The organism is Afipia sp. GW822-FHT04G07 (assembly GCF_058800765.1).
Window position 1 is genome coordinate 1,161,890 of the sequence record NZ_JBXAMP010000001.1, and the last position, 18,650, is coordinate 1,180,539.

The 18,650-nt window shown below is 62.2% G+C and carries 20 protein-coding genes; 10 read left to right on the forward strand and 10 right to left on the reverse strand.

Annotation, left to right across the window (positions count from 1 at the left end; all coding sequences use genetic code 11):
- Positions 1 to 12: 12 nt before the first annotated feature.
- From murI to rpsD, 3 genes are all read left to right on the forward strand, one after another.
- Positions 13 to 813, forward strand: coding sequence for a glutamate racemase (gene murI, locus AC1RKJ_RS05860; protein WP_492790134.1), 801 nt, complete (start codon positions 13 to 15; stop codon positions 811 to 813).
- An 84-nt stretch (positions 814 to 897) separates the two neighbouring features.
- Complete coding sequence (locus tag AC1RKJ_RS05865; protein ID WP_492790135.1) at positions 898 to 1,299, forward strand: cupin domain-containing protein; 402 nt, start codon at positions 898 to 900, stop codon at positions 1,297 to 1,299.
- Positions 1,300 to 1,494: 195 nt separating this feature from the next.
- A complete protein-coding gene (gene rpsD, locus AC1RKJ_RS05870) occupies positions 1,495 to 2,112 on the forward strand; it encodes a 30S ribosomal protein S4 (RefSeq protein ID WP_492790136.1) in 618 nt (205 codons plus the stop codon).
- A 73-nt stretch (positions 2,113 to 2,185) separates the two neighbouring features.
- Here rpsD and AC1RKJ_RS05875 read toward each other — a convergent pair whose 3' ends face one another.
- Complete coding sequence (locus AC1RKJ_RS05875) at positions 2,186 to 3,385, reverse strand: serine hydrolase domain-containing protein (protein WP_492790137.1); 1,200 nt, start codon at positions 3,383 to 3,385, stop codon at positions 2,186 to 2,188.
- A 268-nt stretch (positions 3,386 to 3,653) separates the two neighbouring features.
- Between AC1RKJ_RS05875 and AC1RKJ_RS05880 the strand changes: the two genes are divergently transcribed.
- On the forward strand, positions 3,654 to 4,721 hold the full coding sequence (locus AC1RKJ_RS05880) for a threonine aldolase family protein (RefSeq protein WP_492790138.1): 1,068 nt from the start codon (positions 3,654 to 3,656) through the stop codon (positions 4,719 to 4,721).
- Positions 4,722 to 4,736: 15 nt separating this feature from the next.
- Here the strand turns inward: AC1RKJ_RS05880 and AC1RKJ_RS05885 are convergent, their stop codons facing one another.
- The gene (locus AC1RKJ_RS05885; protein WP_492790139.1) at positions 4,737 to 6,020 is read right to left on the reverse strand and encodes a serine hydrolase domain-containing protein; all 1,284 of its coding nucleotides are present in this window, start codon (positions 6,018 to 6,020) and stop codon (positions 4,737 to 4,739) included.
- A 136-nt stretch (positions 6,021 to 6,156) separates the two neighbouring features.
- Complete coding sequence (grxD, locus tag AC1RKJ_RS05890) at positions 6,157 to 6,492, reverse strand: Grx4 family monothiol glutaredoxin (protein ID WP_492790140.1); 336 nt, start codon at positions 6,490 to 6,492, stop codon at positions 6,157 to 6,159.
- Positions 6,493 to 6,769: 277 nt separating this feature from the next.
- On the opposite strand from grxD, the gene egtB reads away from it, so the two are divergent.
- Complete coding sequence (gene egtB, locus AC1RKJ_RS05895) at positions 6,770 to 8,065, forward strand: ergothioneine biosynthesis protein EgtB (RefSeq protein WP_492790141.1); 1,296 nt, start codon at positions 6,770 to 6,772, stop codon at positions 8,063 to 8,065.
- Between the two features lie 22 nt (positions 8,066 to 8,087).
- The gene (egtD, locus tag AC1RKJ_RS05900; protein ID WP_492790142.1) at positions 8,088 to 9,065 is read left to right on the forward strand and encodes an L-histidine N(alpha)-methyltransferase; all 978 of its coding nucleotides are present in this window, start codon (positions 8,088 to 8,090) and stop codon (positions 9,063 to 9,065) included.
- Between the two features lie 5 nt (positions 9,066 to 9,070).
- Here the strand turns inward: egtD and AC1RKJ_RS05905 are convergent, their stop codons facing one another.
- Together AC1RKJ_RS05905 and AC1RKJ_RS05910 are read right to left on the reverse strand one after the other, a co-directional pair.
- A complete protein-coding gene (locus AC1RKJ_RS05905) occupies positions 9,071 to 10,255 on the reverse strand; it encodes a low temperature requirement protein A (RefSeq protein WP_492790143.1) in 1,185 nt (394 codons plus the stop codon).
- A 21-nt stretch (positions 10,256 to 10,276) separates the two neighbouring features.
- The gene (locus AC1RKJ_RS05910) at positions 10,277 to 10,513 is read right to left on the reverse strand and encodes a BolA family protein (RefSeq protein ID WP_492790144.1); all 237 of its coding nucleotides are present in this window, start codon (positions 10,511 to 10,513) and stop codon (positions 10,277 to 10,279) included.
- Positions 10,514 to 10,560: 47 nt separating this feature from the next.
- Between AC1RKJ_RS05910 and AC1RKJ_RS05915 the strand changes: the two genes are divergently transcribed.
- Complete coding sequence (locus tag AC1RKJ_RS05915; protein ID WP_492792655.1) at positions 10,561 to 10,998, forward strand: DUF427 domain-containing protein; 438 nt, start codon at positions 10,561 to 10,563, stop codon at positions 10,996 to 10,998.
- Positions 10,999 to 11,040: 42 nt separating this feature from the next.
- Here AC1RKJ_RS05915 and purL read toward each other — a convergent pair whose 3' ends face one another.
- Positions 11,041 to 13,254, reverse strand: a complete 2,214-nt coding sequence (gene purL, locus AC1RKJ_RS05920; RefSeq protein WP_492790145.1) for a phosphoribosylformylglycinamidine synthase subunit PurL — start codon at positions 13,252 to 13,254, stop codon at positions 11,041 to 11,043.
- Positions 13,255 to 13,492: 238 nt separating this feature from the next.
- Between purL and AC1RKJ_RS05925 the strand changes: the two genes are divergently transcribed.
- Positions 13,493 to 13,954, forward strand: a complete 462-nt coding sequence (locus tag AC1RKJ_RS05925) for a PaaI family thioesterase (RefSeq protein ID WP_492790146.1) — start codon at positions 13,493 to 13,495, stop codon at positions 13,952 to 13,954.
- Between the two features lie 230 nt (positions 13,955 to 14,184).
- A complete protein-coding gene (locus tag AC1RKJ_RS05930) occupies positions 14,185 to 15,534 on the forward strand; it encodes a protoglobin domain-containing protein (protein ID WP_492790147.1) in 1,350 nt (449 codons plus the stop codon).
- 88 nt (positions 15,535 to 15,622) lie between these two features.
- Here AC1RKJ_RS05930 and purQ read toward each other — a convergent pair whose 3' ends face one another.
- From purQ to purC, 3 genes are read right to left on the reverse strand one after another with little or no spacing between them, the layout of a single operon-like run.
- Positions 15,623 to 16,321 (reverse strand): phosphoribosylformylglycinamidine synthase subunit PurQ, encoded by a 699-nt coding sequence (gene purQ, locus AC1RKJ_RS05935; protein ID WP_492790148.1) that lies wholly within the window; start codon positions 16,319 to 16,321, stop codon positions 15,623 to 15,625.
- A gap of 49 nt (positions 16,322 to 16,370) precedes the next feature.
- Positions 16,371 to 16,613: a phosphoribosylformylglycinamidine synthase subunit PurS gene (gene purS, locus AC1RKJ_RS05940; protein WP_492790149.1), complete on the reverse strand. Its 243-nt coding sequence runs from the start codon at positions 16,611 to 16,613 to the stop codon at positions 16,371 to 16,373.
- A 5-nt stretch (positions 16,614 to 16,618) separates the two neighbouring features.
- Positions 16,619 to 17,386 (reverse strand): phosphoribosylaminoimidazolesuccinocarboxamide synthase, encoded by a 768-nt coding sequence (gene purC, locus AC1RKJ_RS05945; RefSeq protein ID WP_492790150.1) that lies wholly within the window; start codon positions 17,384 to 17,386, stop codon positions 16,619 to 16,621.
- Between the two features lie 292 nt (positions 17,387 to 17,678).
- Here purC and AC1RKJ_RS05950 point away from each other — a divergent pair, with 292 nt between their 5' ends.
- A complete protein-coding gene (locus AC1RKJ_RS05950) occupies positions 17,679 to 17,996 on the forward strand; it encodes a DUF1476 domain-containing protein (RefSeq protein WP_492790151.1) in 318 nt (105 codons plus the stop codon).
- Between the two features lie 85 nt (positions 17,997 to 18,081).
- Here the strand turns inward: AC1RKJ_RS05950 and AC1RKJ_RS05955 are convergent, their stop codons facing one another.
- Positions 18,082 to 18,573: a GlcG/HbpS family heme-binding protein gene (locus tag AC1RKJ_RS05955; RefSeq protein WP_492790152.1), complete on the reverse strand. Its 492-nt coding sequence runs from the start codon at positions 18,571 to 18,573 to the stop codon at positions 18,082 to 18,084.
- Positions 18,574 to 18,650: the final 77 nt, after the last annotated feature.

The window sequence follows — 18,650 nt, forward strand, 5'->3', positions numbered from 1 at the left end:
AGATCGGCTATCATGGCTTTTGTGTCCCAGGCGCCCACGATACTTGTGTTCGATTCCGGCCTCGGCGGTCTCACCGTATTCCGCGAGATCGTCAAATTGCGGCCGGGCGCGCGCTATGTCTACGTGGCGGACGATGCCTATTTTCCCTACGGCCAGCACACCGAGGACGAGATCGTCGCCCGTGTCGTGCCGGTGGTCGGGGATCTGATCGCCAGACATGCGCCGGACCTCGTCGTGATCGCCTGCAATACGGCGTCCACACTGGTGATGACCCATTTGCGCCAGGCCTACAGCGTGCCGTTCGTCGGCACAGTGCCCGCCATCAAGCCCGCTTGCGCCTCGTCAAAAACCAAGCGCGTCTCGGTGCTCGGTACCAAGGGCACCGTGAAGCGCGAGTACACCAAAAAGCTCATCGCCGATTTCGCCCACGGCTGCGACGTGACGCTGGTGGGTGCGGAAAATCTCGCCAGTCTGGCGGAAGCCGCCTTGCGGGGAGAGCGCGTCAGCGACGACGCCATCGCGGCCGAGATCGCGCCATGCTTCCTGAATGGTGATGCACGGACCGACACCGTCGTGCTGGCCTGCACGCACTATCCGTTGCTGATCGACCAGATGCTCGCGCTGGCGCCGTGGCGCGTGGACTGGATCGACCCCGCTCCCGCCATCGCGCGCCGCGTGAGCGACCTGCTCGGCCCGGCCAATGGCCACGGCGATATGCTGCGGGCGCGGATCGCCTTCACCTCTGGACAGGCGCCAAATCCGGTCCTGGCCAAGGCGCTGGAGCCGTTCTTCGGCGCGAGCCTCGTGGGCTGATGCGTAGAACCCTTCCGCCGGTACCGTCCGGCTGCTAGCCTCCGCGCACGCTGTTCCGCAAAGAGAGCAGCAATGGAGGACACCATGCTCAAGACCACAATGCTTTGCGTTTCCGTTCTCGCTCTCGCCGGCATTGGCGCAGCTTCGGCGCAGCAGCCGCCCGCGGGCATCAAGCGCACGCCGCTCCAGACTGTCGCCTTCCCCGAGGGCTACAACACCGTGGTCGGCATCGCCGAACTGGCACCCGGCGTGAAGGCCGGCCGCCATACCCATCCCGGTATCGAAACCGGCTATGTTCTGGAAGGCGAGCTTGTGCTGTCGATCGACGGCCAGCCCGACAAGACGCTGAAATCCGGCGAATCCTACCAGATTCCAGCAGGCGCAGTTCACGATGCCGCCGTTCATGGCGATAAGCCCATGAAAGTGCTGGGGGTTTACGTCGTGGACAAGACCAAGCCGCTGGCCTCCCCGGCGCCCGCGAAATGAGCTGATCTGTTTGACTTCGCGGGGGTTTTTTCATAGAACCCCCTTGCTCGCGGGCCGTTTTCGGCCCGCGTTGCGTTTCGCGACCCGTGGTCCTCCTCGTCAAGCTTATGAGGCGGACCTGTCGGTACCGGGATTAGTCCCGTTACACAGGAGGGCGCGTTTCCTCAAAAACCTAACTTTTGAAAAGAGGACGCGATGACTAAGCGTAGTGAGGCGAAGTACAAGATCGATCGCCGTATGGGCCAGAACATCTGGGGCCGCCCAAAGAGCCCCGTCAACAAGCGCGAATACGGCCCCGGCCAGCATGGCCAGCGCCGCAAAGGCAAGCTCTCCGACTTCGGCACGCAGCTCCGCGCCAAGCAGAAGCTCAAGGGCTATTACGCCAACATTTCCGAGCGTCAGTTTCACGCCATCTACGTCGAAGCCAGCCGCCTGAAGGGCGACTCGGGTGAGAACCTGATCGGCCTGCTCGAGCGCCGCCTCGACACCGTGGTGTATCGCGCGAAGTTCGTCGCCACCATGTTCGCCGCGCGCCAGTTCATCAACCACGGCCACATCAAGGTGAACGGCAAGCGCGTCAACATCGCCAGCTACAAGGTCAAGGTTGGCGACGTCGTCGAGATCAAGGAATCCTCCAAGCAGCTCGCCTTCGTACTCGAAGCCAACCAGCTCGGCGAGCGCGACACGCCGGACTATCTCGAAGTGGATCACGGCAAGCAGGTCGCCAAGGTCGTTCGCATTCCTGGTCTTTCGGAAGTGCCGTTCCCGGTTCAGATGGAGCCGCACCTCATCATCGAATTCTACTCACGCTGATTGTTTCAGCAGGACAGAAATACGAAAGGCCGCCCCACCCGGGCGGCCTTTTTGTTTGCACGAATTCCGGCCGCTACTTCAGCGCGCCGTACACCAGGCTTTTCAGCGCCGACTGAATCCGGCCGCGCTGGGACGGCGACTGGATCATCAGGATCGCGAACATGTCTTCCTTCGGATCGACCAGAAAATAGGTTCCGCTGCCGCCGCTCCACTCGTACTCGCCGACCGAGCCGGCCCAGTGACTGACGCCAGCGTCGGTTCGCACGGCAACGCCGAGCCCGAAACCATAACCCCCGCCCGGAAAATAATAGACCCACGGCTTGATACCCGTCGATCCGCCGATGTGGTTCGACGTCATGAAGTCCACGGTCTTGCGCGCCAGAATGCGCTTGCCGCCGAGTTCGCCGCCGTTCAGCAGCATTTGCAGGAAGCGCGCGTAGTCGGCGATGGATGACACCATGCCGCCGCCGCCAGCCTCCCATTTCGTCACGACGCGCGGATCGCGGTCGAGCTTGTCCCACTTGTTGGGCAGCGACTCGGCGAGCAACGCCAGCTTTGCCGGTTCGGTGACGAAGAAACTGGTGTTCGCCATGCCGAGCGGATCGAGCAGGTTGTCCTTCTCGAACTGATAGAGCGTCTTTCCCGAGACGACCTCGATCACCCGGCCAAGGACGTCGGTGGCGTGACCATAGGTCCAGTATTCGCCGGGCTGGCTGATCAACGGCAGCGCCGCGATCTTGTCCGCAACCTCCGCGTTGTTGAATTTTCCGGACATCAAGTCCGCGTCCTCATAAGGCTTCTTCACTACGCCGTAGGCCAGCGATGCGTAGGGAATGCCGGCGGAGTGCCGCAGCAAATCGTGAATCTGGATCGGACGCTTCGGCGCGACCAGATCGAGCACAGGCTTGCCATCCGGTCCGGGTTTTTCCGCGCCGACCTTGATGTCGTAGAATCCCTTGATGTACTGGCCGACCTCATCGTCGAGCGCGAGCTTGCCCTGCTCTACCAGAATCATCGCCGCGACCGACGTGATCGGCTTGGTCATCGAGAACAGCGTGAAGATGGTGTCGGGCGTCATCGGCGCCTTGGTCGCGACGCTGCGCACGCCGAAGGATTGATAATAGGCTGGCTGACCGTGGCGCTGGATCAGCACGATGGCTCCGGGGATTTTCCCCTTGGCCACTTCGTTGTTGAAATACTCGGTGATGCGGGCAAGCCGCGGACTGGAGAAGCCCGCCTTGTCCGGGTTTGGCTTTCCGATGGTCTCCGCCACGCCATTGGTCGGAATGACCGCCGCACTCAAAAAAGCAAGAGCAACCAGAATATGCGACGACCGTCGGGGCAAGGCGAAATGTTGCAAAACAAGACCTGTCGTGGCTGGAGAAGACCCAGGGAGCGTAGAGTCTACCGTCCGGGACAAACCGCGCAAGGACCCACGAGAGCCCGTTCGGATACATGGGAATGACTTGGGAGTTACTTGGGGGTTGGAGCGCCGTCATTTTTTGAATAGACGAAACACCTGAGCCCAAGGACCCATCCGGATGAGAATGACCCCTGCTCCACGCGACGGGAGCCTGCCGCCGGTTCGCATCAACCTGATGTCGGACACGCAGACACGCCCCACGCCTGGGATGCGTGAGGCGATGGCCCGGGCCGAGGTCGGAGACGAACAGATCGGCGACGATCCGACCACCAATGCACTGTGCGAACGTGTCGCGGAATTGCTGGGAAAGCAGGCGGCGGTGTTCATGCCCTCCGGCACGATGTGCAACGTCGCCGCGACACTGGTGCATTGCCGGCCCGGCGATGAAATTCTCGCGCATCCCTCGGCGCACGTGTTGACCCGAGAAGGCGGCGCGCACGCTGCATTGGGCGGATTCCAGATCACCGCGTTGCCCGGCGACGACGGCCTGTTTACGCCGGACACATTACGCGCGGTGATCCAGCCGCCCTCGCGCTATTCGGCACCGCAGCGCGTGGTGACCGTCGAGCAGACGGCAAATATCGGCGGCGGCACGGTCTGGAAAAAATCCGACCTCGATGCGATTGCCGACATCGCGCACGCTCATGACCTCGTCACCCACATGGATGGGGCGCGGCTGATGAATGCCTGCGTAGCCAGCGGTATTTCAGCACGGAACATGGCCGACGGCTGGGATTCGGTCTGGATCGATTTCAGCAAGGGCCTCGGTGCACCTATTGGTGCGGTGATCGCGGGGACGGATGATTTCATCGACGAGGTCTGGCGCTGGAAGCAGCGCCTCGGAGGCGCCATGCGCCAGAGCGGCGTTTGTGCTGCCGCCTGCCTGTATGCGCTCGATCACCATGTCGAGCGGCTCGCGGACGACCATGCCAATGCCCGCGCGCTGGCGCGCGGACTGGCGCAGATCCCCGGCATCGCCGTCAATCAGCCGCAAACGAATCTGGTGTTCTTCGATCCGTCCGAAAGCGGGATCAATACTGCGCGCATGATGTCCGAGCTGGACCGGCGCGGCATCCTCGCCGGCGCGCTGGATCATCGAATCCGGGCCTGCACCCATCTCGACGTCAGCGCGGCGATGATCGAGGAAACCGTATCGGCCGTCCGCGACATCGCCGCGCGCGTGTGATTGCCGCGCGAACGGCTATTTCTCGAACGCGCCGTAGACCATGTTCTTCAGCGCGATGCGGTGACGTCCGCGATGCTGCACGGTCTGTGACATGAACACCACGAACATGTCTTCCTTCGGATCCATCCAGAAAGTAGTCCCGCCCGCGCCGGACCAGTTCATCTCGCCGACGCTGCCCTCCATGACGCTGACTCCCGGCTCGGTCCGCACCGCAAATCCGAGGCCGAACCCGAAGCCCGGTCCCGGCAGATAATAAGGACCGTTCACAACGCCTGACGCCGGACCGATATGGTTCGATCCCATATAGGCAACGGTCTTGGGGCTCAGATACCGCTTGCCATCCAGCGTGCCGCCGTTCGCGATCATCCGCGCGAAGCGAGCGTAGTCGCCAATGGTCGAGACCATTCCGCCGCCGCCGGATTCCCATTTGCGCGCGATCCGCGGGTCGTTCATCTCGGCGTCATTGCCGATCTTGCGGTCGTTGGGGAACGGCTCGGCGATCAATGGCTGCTTCGCCTTGTCAGTGACATAGAAGCTGGTGTCCTTCATGCCGAGCGGATCGAGGATGCGTTCCTTCTCGAACTGATACAGCGACTTGCCGGACACGACTTCGACCACGCGGCCGAGAATGTCGGTCGAGTGACTGTAATCCCATGTCGATCCGGGCTGGTAGGCCAGCGGCAGCTTCGCGATGCGATCGGCGAAACCCGCGTTGTCGACATCTTCCGAAAATATCTTGGCATCGACATAGGCTTTCTTGACGAGGCCTTCGCCGAAGAAGCCGTAGGTGATGCCGGACGTGTGTCGCATCAGGTCCTGCACCGTCATCGGGCGGCGCGGCGCGACGAGATCGAGCGTCATGTTGCCGTCGTCGCCCTTCTTCTCGACGCCGACCTTCACGTCCTTGAACGCCGGAATGAATTTCGCGACCGCGTCGTCGAGTTGCAGTTTGCCCTCCTCGACCAGCATCATGGCGGCAACCGTCGTGATCGGCTTCGACATCGAATAGATGCGGAAAATCGTGTTCGCCGTCATCGGCGCCTTGGTGGCGGGATCGCGCACGCCGAAGGTCTCGTAATACGCGACCTTGCCGTGGCGCTGGATCAGCATCACAGCGCCTGGGATCTTGTTGGTGGCGATTTCGTTCTTGATGTAAGCGCCGATCCGCGCGAGCCCTGCGGGCGACAGGCCTGCCTCGGCGGGACTTGTCCGGACGACGCTCTCGGCGAATGCGCCGCTTGCAGCGACGAGCGTCAGAGCGGCAAACAGCGGCGCCTTGATGTGGCGGAATACGAGCATACAAAAACCTCCCAAGTCCTGTTCAGACAAACGCCCGGATCGTTTGCGTCCGGGCTTGGGAGGAATGTATCGGTCAGAAAGGCCGCTGCACAAGCGAGACGGCGCGCGAGGCTGCCGTCCCGTAAATGCAAGTCAATCAGCCAACCGGCTGCTGAACCGCGACGCCCTTGTCGGCGAGCAACTGCTGCAATTCACCGGCCTGGAACATCTCGCGGATGATGTCGCAACCGCCGACGAACTCGCCCTTGACGTAGAGCTGCGGAATGGTCGGCCAGTTCGAATAGGTCTTGATGCCGTCGCGCAGCTCGCCCGATTCGAGCACGTTCAGGCCCTTGTAGGCGACGCCGACGTGATCGAGAATCTGGACCACCTGGCCCGAGAATCCGCACTGCGGAAACTGCGGCGTGCCCTTCATGAACAGCACGACGTCGTTGGACTTCACTTCGTTGTCGATAAATTGGTCGATGCTCATAATCGCGTCCTTGGTGACTCTGCCCTGCGGCGGGGCCAGGGATGTCACCGGCCGCCGCTTCCGTTCATATATGTAGCCCGAAACCGCTTTACAGCCCAATCAAATTGCAGCGGGGATGCCATGCCATCCCCCGAACAGGCCCTGCGGACCTGCCATGCTTAGCCCCATTTCATGGCCACCGAAGCCTTTTAATTTGAACCCGGGGACCCATGTAGAGGCATCTGTTCTTCGGAACCGATCCGGAGAAGCATCGTTCTCTCCTGAACCGGAGATTCTCGTGACGAAACCAGCATCCCAGCCAAACGCCCAGCCCGGCTTTAACGTCACGACTTCCTCCGCATTTCAGGCCGATTCCGGCCATGAATCCCGCCAAGAATCTCGTGATGAACTGGCGCAGCGGCTGCTGGCCGCCTATCGCGCGGTACGGGACGAAACCGAGCGGCGGGCCGCGCCTCTGTCGCCGGAGGACCAGCTTGTCCAGTCGATGCCGGACGCCAGTCCCGCCAAATGGCACCGCGCCCATGTGACGTGGTTCTGGGAGCAATTCCTGCTCGGCGAGCACAGCCCCGGTTACACGCCCTATCATCCGGACTACGCCTACATCTTCAATTCCTATTACGTCAGCGCCGGTCCCCGCCACGCCCGGGCCCAGCGCGGCCACCTCACCCGCCCCGGCGCGGAAGAGGTGACGGCCTACCGCAAGCACGTCGATGCCGCCGTCGCGGCATTTTTCGACAGCGCGGACGAGAAGACACTTGCGAAGCTGGAGCCCCTGATCGAGGTCGGCCTCAACCACGAGCAGCAGCATCAGGAATTGATGCTGACCGACATCCTGCACGCCTTTGCCCAGAACCCGATTCCTCCCGCCTATGATCCGGCCTGGACGTTTCCCGCTTCGACCCGCGCCGGCGAGAACTGGGTCACCTTGATGGAAGGCATTCACACCATCGGCCATCCGGACTCCTCGTTTCATTTCGACAACGAGAAGCCCGCGCACCGCGCGCTGATTGGCCCCGTGAAGCTCGCGCGCAATCTCGTCACGAATGGCGAATGGCTCGCCTTCATGAAAGACGGCGGCTATACGACGCCGACGCTCTGGCTGATGGACGGTTTCGCGAAGGCGAGCGAAGAGCAATGGCAGGCGCCCGGCCATTGGCGCAACATTGATGGCCAGTGGCACATCATGACGCTCGGCGGATTGCAGCCGGTGGATTCGTCGGCGGCCGTGTCTCACGTCAGCTACTACGAGGCCGACGCGTTCGCGCGCTGGAGCGGCAAACACCTACCGACCGAAATGGAATGGGAAGTGGCCGCCCGCGCCGGACATCTCAACGACGCGTTCGGCATCGTCTGGCAGTGGACCCGCAGTTCATATTCCCCCTACCCCGGTTATCGCGCCATCGAAGGCGCGCTCGGCGAATACAACGGCAAGTTCATGGTCAACCAGCTTGTGTTGCGCGGCTCGTCGCTTGCAACTCCGGACGGCCACAGCCGTATCACTTACAGGAATTTCTTTTACCCGTACCATCGCTGGCAATTTACGGGGCTTCGCCTCGCCGATTACACCGTCTGACCTCCGAACACACGAGATCGTCATGAATGTGCATATGACTGCGCTGGCCCGCGATTCCATCGACCCGAAGGACTGCACCTTCGCACAGGACGTGATTGCGGGACTGTCGCAACAGCCCAAGCGGCTGTCGCCGAAATATTTCTATGACGAGACGGGCTCAAAACTGTTTGAACAGATCACGCTGCTGCCGGAATACTATCCGACCCGCACCGAGCTGCGCATCCTGCGCGACCGCGGCGCGGAGATCGCAGCAGCCATTCCGAAGAATGCCGCGCTGATTGAATTTGGAGCAGGCGCCACGACCAAGGTGCGGCTCTTGCTGAAGCAGTGCGCTTTCAAGGCTTACGTTCCTGTCGATATTTCGGGCGATTTTCTCAACGGACAGGCGAGTGCCCTGCGCGAGGATTTTCCGGACCTCGCCGTCTATCCGGTGACGGCGGATTTCACCGCGCCGTTTGAGCTACCGGCAGAAATCAGGGACATGCCCAAAGTCGGATTCTTTCCGGGATCGACCATCGGCAATTTCGATCCGCACGAAGCTTCTGCCTTCCTGCGCAGCGCGCGCGCCATTCTCGGCGACGGCGCAACGCTGATCGTCGGCGTCGACCTGGAAAAGGACGAGCGCGTACTGCACGACGCTTATAACGACGCGGCGGGCGTCACCGGCGACTTCAATCTCAATGTGCTGGTGCGGATCAACCGCGAACTCGGCGGCAATTTCGATCTGTCCGGGTTCAAGCACCGGGCTATCTACAACCGCGAACGCCATCGCATCGAAATGCATCTCATCAGCCGCAAGGCGCAGACCGCGCGCGTGCTGGGCCATGCGGCAACATTCCGCGCCGGCGAGACGATCCACACCGAGAGCAGCTACAAATACAGCATCGGGCGTTTCACGGCGCTGGCGCGCGGCTCGGGATGGACGCCGCGGGCTTCATGGACCGATCCCGACGAAATGTTCTCGGTTCACGCGCTGGTGGCGGAGCCCGATTTCGACTGACGGCGTCAGGCTTTCGCCGACGCCTCGCGCGTGCCGAGCGAGATCGCCTCCCACGCCGCGACAATCAGCATGATGACCGTCGTGGTCGCCGACAGAGCCAATGGCGACAGACTGTGCGCTAACGGAATCAGCACGATCAGCAGACCGATGCCGACAAGGTGCGAGAGCTGAAAGATGCCGCGGATGCTGCGCTTGAACAATATGGTTCCGATCAGGAACAGCAACGGCCCGCCGATCATGCTGAGGATCGCCTTGAGGTCTGAGTGACCGTCGGGATGCGCCAGCAGCAACTCGTCACCCACAGCCGTGACCACGATGCCGGCGACGATCGGCAGGTGCAGATAGGTGTAGGCGAGCCGCGCGAAACGACCGGTGTCTTCCGAGTGCGAGATGTGTTTGGCCCCCGCCTCCGCGCCGATGTGGAAATAGACCCACCACATCGCAATGCTGCCGACGAGCGCCACGACAAACGCCGTGATCGTCGTCGCGGTCCATGCCGTTGCCGCGAAGGTCGCGCCGGTCACGACGATGGATTCGCCGAGCGCGATGATAATGAACAGCGCGCAGCGCTCCGCCATGTGGCCGCCTTCGACCTCCCAGTCCGCAAGCGGCGTCGCGCCGAGACCGGGAAACCAGAACCGCGTCAGCGGCCCGCAATACTCGATCGCAACCGCAACGATCCACATAATCAGCCGCGCCTGTCCGTCCGCGAACGCGCCCGCGATCCAGAACACGCCGCTGCACGTCAGCCAGCAGGTGATGCGCAGCAGATTATTGCGCCAGCCGGGTTGCGATTTCGGGATCGACAGGAATGTGAAGAACGACCGGCCCACCTGCATGGCGACAAAGGCCAGCGCGAACGCCAGACCCCTGCTCTCGAAAGCCTTGGGAATCGAGGTGGACAGCAGCAACCCGGCGATCATCAGCCCGAAAAGCATGACGCGGACCGGCGTCTGCTCCGGATCCAGCCAGTTGGTGATCCACGAGGTGAAGATCCACACCCACCACACCGCAAGAAACAGGATGGTGGTTTGCAGCACACCGAGCGGCGTGAAATGCGCCAGCAGCGTGTGAGAAATTTGTGTGATGGCAAAAACGAAGACGAGGTCGAAGAACAGTTCGACGTAGGTCACGCGGTGATGATGGTCGTGCGCCGCGCGTCCCCGCAGCAATGTTCCGTCGTTTGACACGGTAGCCCCCGCTTCGCCCGATCAGGCGTCTGGCACGCCCGTCTGGAGCGCCAGAGCATGAAGCACGCCGCCCATCTGCCCCTTCAGCGACTGATAGACGATCTGGTGCTGCTGCACCCGCGACTTGCCGCGAAATGACTCCGAGATCACAGTCGCCGCGTAGTGGTCGCCGTCGCCCGCGAGGTCGCGGATTTCCACCTTCGCGTCGGGCAACGCAGCCTTGATCATCGTTTCGATGTCCCGCGCGTCCATTGGCATTCCTGAAGTCTCCTGATCTGTGCCCGGCCAAGGCAATGCACGAAAATATGACTGATTCTAGCCCCTGCAAGCCGCGGCGTCACGCAAGCATTGTGCCGGATCGTTCCTATATTGGCCCCCACAGGAGATTTGCCCATAAACGTTCGGATGAAAATTCCCGGCCCGATCACCATTGCCCCGAACCCGAACGGGTCCGCGTCGGCGGCGAGATCATCGCTGAAACCACCCGCGCGCTGCCCCTGAAAGAGGCAGCTATCCGGCGGTGCAGTATGCTCCTCGCGAGGACACCGACCCGGCCAAACTCAAGCGGACCGACCACAGCACCTGCTGTCTTACAAAGGCGACGCGAATTATTCAGCATCGTGTCCGGCAGCAAGACGCTGGAGAGCGCGGTCTGGACCTACGAGACGCCTTACGACTCCGTGAAGGAGATCGCCGGACATCTGGCGTTCTATCCCGACAAGGTGACAATCGAGGAGATCTGAGCGAAGCGCAGAGCTTCAAAAGACTCAGGACTTTTTTAAAGCTCAGCCCTTGCCCGCCATATAACCCGGCAGCCAGCCCTCGAAGCCAGCCTTGAGCGAGGCGACCGAAACCGGCGTCTCGCCTTCCACGGCAATGTCGTGCCCGCCGGTCTTGCCGATCACATGGCACGGCACACCCACGGCCTTGAGCTTGCTCAGGACCGGCAGCAGATGCTCTTCCTGCACGGTAATGACATAGCGGGCCTGATCCTCGCCGAACCACCAGGCGTGCGAAACGATCTCCTCGGGCGGCGCATCCAGAATAGCCCCGATGCCGCTCGCCATCGCCATCTCGGTCAGCGCAACCAGGAGACCGCCGTCGGAGACGTCATGCACCGCGCTCGCTGTGCCGCCCTTGATCATACCGCGCACCACGTCGCCGTTGCGCTTTTCGTGATCGAGATCGACAGGCGGCGGCGCGCCCTCTTCGCGACCGCAAATATCGCGCAGATAAACCGACTGGCCGAGCCAGCCCTGCGTGTCACCGATGAGCAGGATCGCCTCGTTCTCGGCCTTGAACGCCAGCGTCGCTGATTTGGTGAAATCGTCCAGCAGTCCGACGCCGCCGATTGACGGTGTCGGCAGAATGCCGCGGCCGTTGGTCTCGTTGTAGAGCGAGACGTTGCCGGACACGACCGGGAAATCCAGCGCGGTACACGCCGCCGCGATGCCCTTCAGGCAGCCGACGAACTGGCCCATGATCTCGGGGCGTTCAGGGTTGCCGAAATTCAGATTGTCGGTGATGGCGAGTGGACGTCCGCCCACCGCCGTGATGTTGCGCCAGGCTTCCGCCACCGCCTGTTTGCCGCCTTCGAACGGGTCCGCCTCGCAATAGCGCGGGGTGACGTCGCAGGTCAGCGCGAGGCCCTTCGGCCCGTCCTGTACGCGCACCACCGCCGCATCGCCGCCGGGGCGTTGCAGCGTATTGCCACCGATGACGTGATCGTACTGTTCCCACACCCAGCGTTTCGAGCAGAGTTCAGGCGTCGCGATCAGTTTCGACAGGGCGTCGGAAATCGACAGCGGCGGCGTCACGTCGCGCGCATGGATCACGGGAAGCTGTGGTGACGGCACATGCGGCCGGTCATAGAGCGGCGCTTCCGACTCCAGTTCCTTGATCGGCAGATCCACCATCACGTCGCCGCCGTGCTTGACGACGAAACGCTGCGTCGGCGTGGTGTAACCGACGATCGCGAAATCCAGCCCCCACTTTTTGAAGATCGCTTCGGCCTGCTTTTCCTTCTCGGGCTTCAGCACCATGAGCATTCGCTCTTGGGATTCCGACAGCATCATTTCGTAGGCGCTCATGCCGGCTTCGCGCGTCGGCACGCTGTTCAGATCAAGCTCGACGCCAAGATCGCCCTTCGCGCCCATCTCAACCGCGGAGCACGTGAGGCCCGCAGCACCCATGTCCTGAATGGCAACGACGCAATCCGCTTCCATGATTTCGAGGCAGGCTTCCAGCAGCAGCTTTTCCGCGAACGGATCGCCGACCTGCACGGTCGGGCGTTTCTCCGCTGAGTCGTCGTCGAATTCGGCGGACGCCATGGTGGCGCCGTGAATGCCGTCGCGGCCCGTTTTGGAGCCGAGATAGACAATTGGCATGTTCACGCCGGACGCCGCCGCATAGAAAATCTTGTCGGTCTCGGCGAGGCCCACGGCCATCGCGTTGACGAGGATGTTGCCGTCATAGCGCGTGTGGAAACGCGTCTGGCCGCCGACCGTCGGCACGCCGAACGAGTTGCCGTAGCCGCCGATGCCGGCGACCACACCTGACACCAGATGCCGCGTGCGCGGATGATCGGGCGAACCGAACGAAATCGCATTGAGACACGCGATCGGCCGCGCGCCCATGGTGAACACGTCGCGCAAGATGCCACCGACGCCGGTGGTCGCGCCCTGATACGGTTCGATGTAGCTCGGGTGGTTGTGGCTCTCCATCTTGAAGACCACGGCGAGCCCGTCGCCGATGTCGATGACGCCCGCATTCTCGCCAGGCCCCTGAATGACCCACGGCGCCTTGGTCGGCAGGCCGCGCAGATGGAGCCGCGAGGATTTGTACGAGCAATGCTCGTTCCACATCGCCGAGAAGATGCCGAGTTCCGTGAAGGTCGGGACGCGCCCGATCAGCTTCAGGATGCGCTCGTATTCGTCGGGCTTGAGGCCGTGGCTGGCGACGAGGTCGGGGGTGATCTGGGGTTCGTTCCTGATCGTCAAGGCGACGTCGCTCCGGGGCTCAAATGCAGCTACTTCCACCGGGCGGGCCGGAGGATGGGACAAGGCGGAATAGGCGTGATTCCGGGCTTCTTTGTGCACGGCAGCCCGGTCTGCGGCAAGCATCAGATAGGCAGAAATCCCGGCTAAAAAAGCCCCGGTTGCCGCAGGGCCCCGGCGCCTCTAAGACACCCTCAGAAACCAGCCGTTATCGGCATCCCAGCCTCAGGACAGTCGCACCGTGAACGTCTCGCCCCCTCAGATCGGCCGCCCCCGCCCGGACCTGCACATCGCCACCGAGGGCGAGTTCGCCGGCTGGCGAACCTGGAGGCGCGACAGCTTCGAATCCAACAACGGCCCGTTCTGGCACAAGATCGAGGACGACGGCACGGTCCGCTGCGCGTTCCGGGTGGAGAACAAGCACCTCAACGGCATGCGCAATGTTCACGGCGGCTGCTACATGACGTTCGCGGATTACTGCCTGTTCGCCTTCGCCGTGCACGAGCTTCAGGCGCCTGCCGTCACGGTGTCGTTCGCCTGCGAGTTTCTCGATGCGGCGAAAGAAGGCGACCTGATCGAGGCGATCGGCGGCGTCACGCGCGCGGGCGGCTCGCTGATCTTCCTGCGCGGCACGCTGGTTACCGGCGACAGGCCGCTGTTCACGTTTTCGGGGACGATCAAGCGGATGAAGAAGAAGGCGTAAGGCAACTCCTCGCTCCACAGCACCGCCCTGAACGCACCTCCTTGAAAAGACTGTCGAAACGACACCGTACCGAACGGTATTCAGACAGTATTAACCAAACCGCCATAGCATCCGGTAGTCAGCGCGCCTTGAACGCGCCGGATCATCCCCATCCATCGGACAGCGTCATCGACTGCCTGCGCCAACATGCGGTAAGTGCGCCGCCACGCCTTGTGTCAGGTCCAAACCTCATGAACCCATCTGAAACCCTCGCTGGCCGCATGGCCTTTATTGGAATCAACGACGCTGCGCGCACCCTGCTGCGCGAGATTCGCCCGATGGCCATGGCGGCGCTTCCCGCCATTCTCGAAAAATTCTATCGGACCATCGCAACGTTTCCCGACGTTCAAAGGATGTTTCCGCGTCCGGAAATCGCCAGCCATGCCCAGGCGGCGCAACTCGTCCACTGGGACATGATCCTGTCCGCGAAATTCGACGACGACTACGTCCGCTCGGTGACGCGGATCGGCGAAACCCACCATCGTCTCGGGCTCGAACCGCACTGGTATATCGGCGGTTACAAGCAGATTATCAGCGGACTGACTGCGGCGATCGAAACCGGCATGACCACGCGTTTCGCCGGGCGCGCCTTTTACGAAAAGAAAGCTGCGATCATCGACGCCATCGTCGCCGCCGCGCTGCTCGACATGGATTTCGCCGTATCGGTCTATCTCGATGCCGGCAAACGCGAGAAGCGTGAGGTCATGCACCGCCTCGCCGGTCAGTTCGACCAGTCCATCGCCCAGATCGTCGCGCGCGTCGGAACAACCACCAGCAGCCTCAACGCCGCCGCCAATGCGTTGAAATCCACCGCCGAGCAAACCCGGCTTCTCTCGACGTCAGTCGCGTCCGCCTCCGAGAAAGCATCCGCCAGCGTGCAGTCCGTGGCGGCCGGCGCGGAAGAAATGGGCGCGTCGGTATCCGAGATTTCAAGGCAGGTCGAAGAATCCCTGAGCATCGCGAAACACGCCGTCCAGCAGGCCGAAAGCGCCAGCGGCCGGATGGCGGGCCTCAGCGAAGCCGCCGACCGTATCGGCAACGTCATCAAGATGATCAACGCCATCGCGGATCAGACAAACCTGCTCGCCCTCAACGCCACCATCGAGGCGGCCCGCGCAGGCGAAGCCGGCAAGGGGTTTGCCGTCGTTGCTCAGGAGGTCAAGGCGCTCGCATCGCAAACCGCGAAGGCGACCGGCGAAATCGGCACGCAGATCGTCGAGATGCAGGCATCGACGACCGCGACCGTCTCAGCGATTGCCGAGATCAGCAGCACGATCGGCTCCATCTCGCAAATCGCAGGTGCGATTTTCGAGGCCGTCGATCAGCAGAACGCGGCGACGCGGGAAGTGACAAGCAATATCCAGATGGCGGCGGCCGGGTCAACTGAGGTGGCCGCCAGCATCGTTCAGGTGAACAAGGGCGCGGAAGACACCGGCCACGCCGCGGCAGAGGTGCATTCCTCAGCGACCGCGCTGACGTCCGAGAACCAGCAATTGCGGGCCCAAGTCGACAGCTTCCTCAAGACACTGCGAAGCGCCTGACGCAAATATCGTGGCCCAAAAATATCGCGGCCCTGACAAGGGCCGCGATATTGATCACTGAAAAAGAAGAAGCGAGGCGGCGCGGTTGTCAGGCCGCCTTCAGATGCTCCACCAGACCCGCGAACAATCCGCGGCCGTCGGTGCAGCCCATGATGTCTTCGACGTGATTTTCCGGATGCGGCATCATGCCGAGCACGTTGCCCTTGTCGCTGACAATGCCGGCGATGGACGCTGCCGCGCCGTTGATGTTGTGGGTGTCGCCGATTTCGCCCGAAGCGCTGCAATAGCGATAAAGCACCCGGCCCTCGCCTTCGAGACGGCGGATGGTGTCCTCGTCGGCGGCGTAGTTGCCCTCGCCGTGCGCCACCGGCACGCGGATCACCTGCCCGGCATTATAGCCACGCGTGAACGGCGTATCGGAACGCTCGACGCGCAAATGCACGTCGCGGCAGATGAATTTGAGCTGCGCATTGCGCATCAGCACGCCGGGCAGCAGGCCCGACTCGCAGAGGATCTGGAAGCCGTTGCAGACGCCCATCACCAGGCCGCCGGCAGCGGCATGGGCACGGACCGCATCCATCACCGGTGCGCGCGCGGCAATCGCCCCGCAGCGCAAGTAGTCGCCGTAGGAAAATCCGCCCGGTACCACGACCAGATCGGTGCCCTTCGGCAATGACGTTTCGGCGTGCCATACCATGGCGGTGTCGTTGCCGGACGCGAGCTTGAGCGCCCGCGCCATGTCGCGCTCGCGATTGATGCCGGGGAAAACGAGGACCGCTGATTTCATCGATCGTGCGCCTTAGCCAAGATAAAGTGCCGAGGAAAGCTACCGAAAACTACCCGAGAACCTCGACGCGGTAGTTCTCGATCACCGTGTTCGCCAGCAGCTTGTCGGCAGCGGCTTTCAGCGCGGCTTCAGCCTTGGCCTTGTCCGCGCCGGCCAGTTCGATGTCGAAGACCTTGCCCTGCCGCACGCTGGTGATGCCATCGACGCCGAGCGATTTGAGCGCCCCTTCGATGGCCTTGCCCTGCGGATCGAGAATGCCGTTCTTCAATGTGACGGTGACGCGCGCCTTCATCGAATTCAGCTCTTCACCAGCACCGGGCCGGAGCCCGCGGGACGGTCGTTCTCGATCAGGATGCCGAGGCGCTTGGCGACTTCAGTGTAAGCCTCCACGAGGCCGCCGAGATCGCGGCGGAAGCGGTCCTTGTCCATCTTCTCGTTCGACTTGATGTCCCACAGCCGGCACGAGTCCGGCGAGATTTCGTCGGCGACGATGATGCGCATCATGTCGTTCTCGAACAGCCGGCCGCATTCCATCTTGAAATCCACAAGACGGATGCCGACGCCAAGAAACAGTCCGGTCAAGAAGTCGTTGACGCGAATGGCCAGCGCCATCATGTCGTCGATCTCCTGCGGGGTGGCCCAGCCGAACGCGGTGATGTGCTCTTCGGACACCATCGGGTCGCCGAGCTGGTCGTTCTTGTAATAGAATTCGATGATCGAGCGCGGCAGTTGCGTGCCTTCCTCGATGCCGAGGCGCTGCGACAGCGAGCCTGCGGCGACGTTCCGCACCACGACTTCAAGCGGCACGATCTCGACCTCACGGATCAACTGCTCGCGCATGTTGAGCCGCTTGATGAAATGGGTCGGCACGCCGATGTCGTTCAGATGCTGGAAGATGTATTCCGAAATCCGGTTGTTGAGGACGCCCTTGCCCTCAATAATCTGGTGTTTCTTGGCATTGAACGCGGTGGCGTCGTCCTTGAAATGCTGAATCAGGGTGCCAGGCTCCGGCCCTTCGTAAAGGGTCTTGCCCTTGCCTTCGTAAATGCGACGCCGACGGCTCATAGGGATGTACCGTGTGTTGTTGAAGTCCATGAAAGGGGTGCTCCGGGTGATTTACGCGACCCACGGCGGAGCTGCCGTGAAGCCCGGAATCGTGAAACAAACCGCGAACCGGACTCATCGGCAACCTAACCGATTGATCCCGCCGATACAACGCAAGGAGAGGCGTTTTACCGGCCTGTTTGGCCGCCCCACTGCGACCTCTCAACCGTTGCCTTTCAGCCTTTGAAAGCTATATGCAATGGGCTCCGCAGCCGGGTCCGGCGCCATCAAATTCAGCTTATGGAACAGATATATGTCGTCTTTTGACAAGCGCCAGGAAGGCTTTGAGAAGAAGTTCGCCCTCGACGAGGAACTGAAGTTCAAGGCGGAAGCCCGCCGGAACAAGCTGCTCGGCCTGTGGGCCGCCGAAAAGCTGGGCAAGACCGGCGACGATGCCGCCGCCTACGCAAAAGAGGTAGTTTCGGCCGATTTCGAGGAAGCCGGCGACAGCGATGTGCTGCGCAAGGTCACGAAGGATCTCGAGGGCAAGGGCGTGAGCGAGGCCGATGTCCGCAAGAAAATGGACGAACTGGTCGCCACCGCCGTCGCACAGATCAAGGCCGGCCAGTAATCCCGCCGCATTGAACCGAAAAACGCCGCGCGAGTCCGATCGCGCGGCGTTTTTGATATTCGGAAGCGTGAGTTCAGCGCGCGCCTTACTTCAGCGCGTCCTGAACCTTGGCGATCCCGGCGAGGACGCAAACCTCGTCCTTGTCGCCGCCGGGCGCGCCCGAGGCGCCCACCGCGCCGATCACCTCATTGCCGACCTTGATCGGGGCCGCGCCACCCGCCGCGACCACACCTGGAATCTGCCTCAGGGAGGCGGCTTCAGGCTTCTCGGTCTGCTTCTGGAATTCAAGCGAGGTTATGCCGCGCGTGCGCGAGGTGTAGGCCTTCAGACGGCTGAACTCCATGGTGTGGGGGTTGGTGCCGTCACCGCGAATCTGCGCCGCGACGTTGCCGGCCTTGTCCACCACCGTGACCGAGACCTTGTAACCGTCCTTCGTGCACTGCTCGATGGTGCCCTGGATGATGGCGATCGCCATTGCCATCGACACATTCTTCTCGACCTGCGGCGCCTGAGCGCGGGCCGGACCGGAGATAACGATTGCAGCAGTCGTCAATGCCGCAAGACTAAGTAAACGCATCTGGAAGCCTCCCTGTGGCGGATTTTTAGTTTGCGCCTTCGTAAGCAACCCTTCCTATCGCGCTTTAATCCCACCGC

Bases quoted from the DNA above. Each gene is read 5' to 3' on its own strand.
- purQ (WP_492790148.1), bottom strand. From the start codon at position 16,321: ATGAAATCAGCGGTCCTCGTTTTCCCCGGCATCAATCGCGAGCGCGAC.
- AC1RKJ_RS05910 (WP_492790144.1), bottom strand. From the start codon at position 10,513: ATGCCAATGGACGCGCGGGACATCGAAACGATGATCAAGGCTGCGTTG.
- AC1RKJ_RS05865 (WP_492790135.1), top strand. From the start codon at position 898: ATGCTCAAGACCACAATGCTTTGCGTTTCCGTTCTCGCTCTCGCCGGC.
- AC1RKJ_RS05915 (WP_492792655.1), top strand. From the start codon at position 10,561: ATGACTGATTCTAGCCCCTGCAAGCCGCGGCGTCACGCAAGCATTGTG.
- AC1RKJ_RS05955 (WP_492790152.1), bottom strand. From the start codon at position 18,573: ATGCGTTTACTTAGTCTTGCGGCATTGACGACTGCTGCAATCGTTATC.
- AC1RKJ_RS05880 (WP_492790138.1), top strand. From the start codon at position 3,654: ATGAGAATGACCCCTGCTCCACGCGACGGGAGCCTGCCGCCGGTTCGC.
- murI (WP_492790134.1), top strand. From the start codon at position 13: ATGGCTTTTGTGTCCCAGGCGCCCACGATACTTGTGTTCGATTCCGGC.
- egtD (WP_492790142.1), top strand. From the start codon at position 8,088: ATGAATGTGCATATGACTGCGCTGGCCCGCGATTCCATCGACCCGAAG.
- grxD (WP_492790140.1), bottom strand. From the start codon at position 6,492: ATGAGCATCGACCAATTTATCGACAACGAAGTGAAGTCCAACGACGTC.
- purC (WP_492790150.1), bottom strand. From the start codon at position 17,386: ATGAGCCGTCGGCGTCGCATTTACGAAGGCAAGGGCAAGACCCTTTAC.
- AC1RKJ_RS05930 (WP_492790147.1), top strand. From the start codon at position 14,185: ATGAACCCATCTGAAACCCTCGCTGGCCGCATGGCCTTTATTGGAATC.
- AC1RKJ_RS05885 (WP_492790139.1), bottom strand. From the start codon at position 6,020: ATGCTCGTATTCCGCCACATCAAGGCGCCGCTGTTTGCCGCTCTGACG.
- rpsD (WP_492790136.1), top strand. From the start codon at position 1,495: ATGACTAAGCGTAGTGAGGCGAAGTACAAGATCGATCGCCGTATGGGC.
- purS (WP_492790149.1), bottom strand. From the start codon at position 16,613: ATGAAGGCGCGCGTCACCGTCACATTGAAGAACGGCATTCTCGATCCG.
- AC1RKJ_RS05950 (WP_492790151.1), top strand. From the start codon at position 17,679: ATGTCGTCTTTTGACAAGCGCCAGGAAGGCTTTGAGAAGAAGTTCGCC.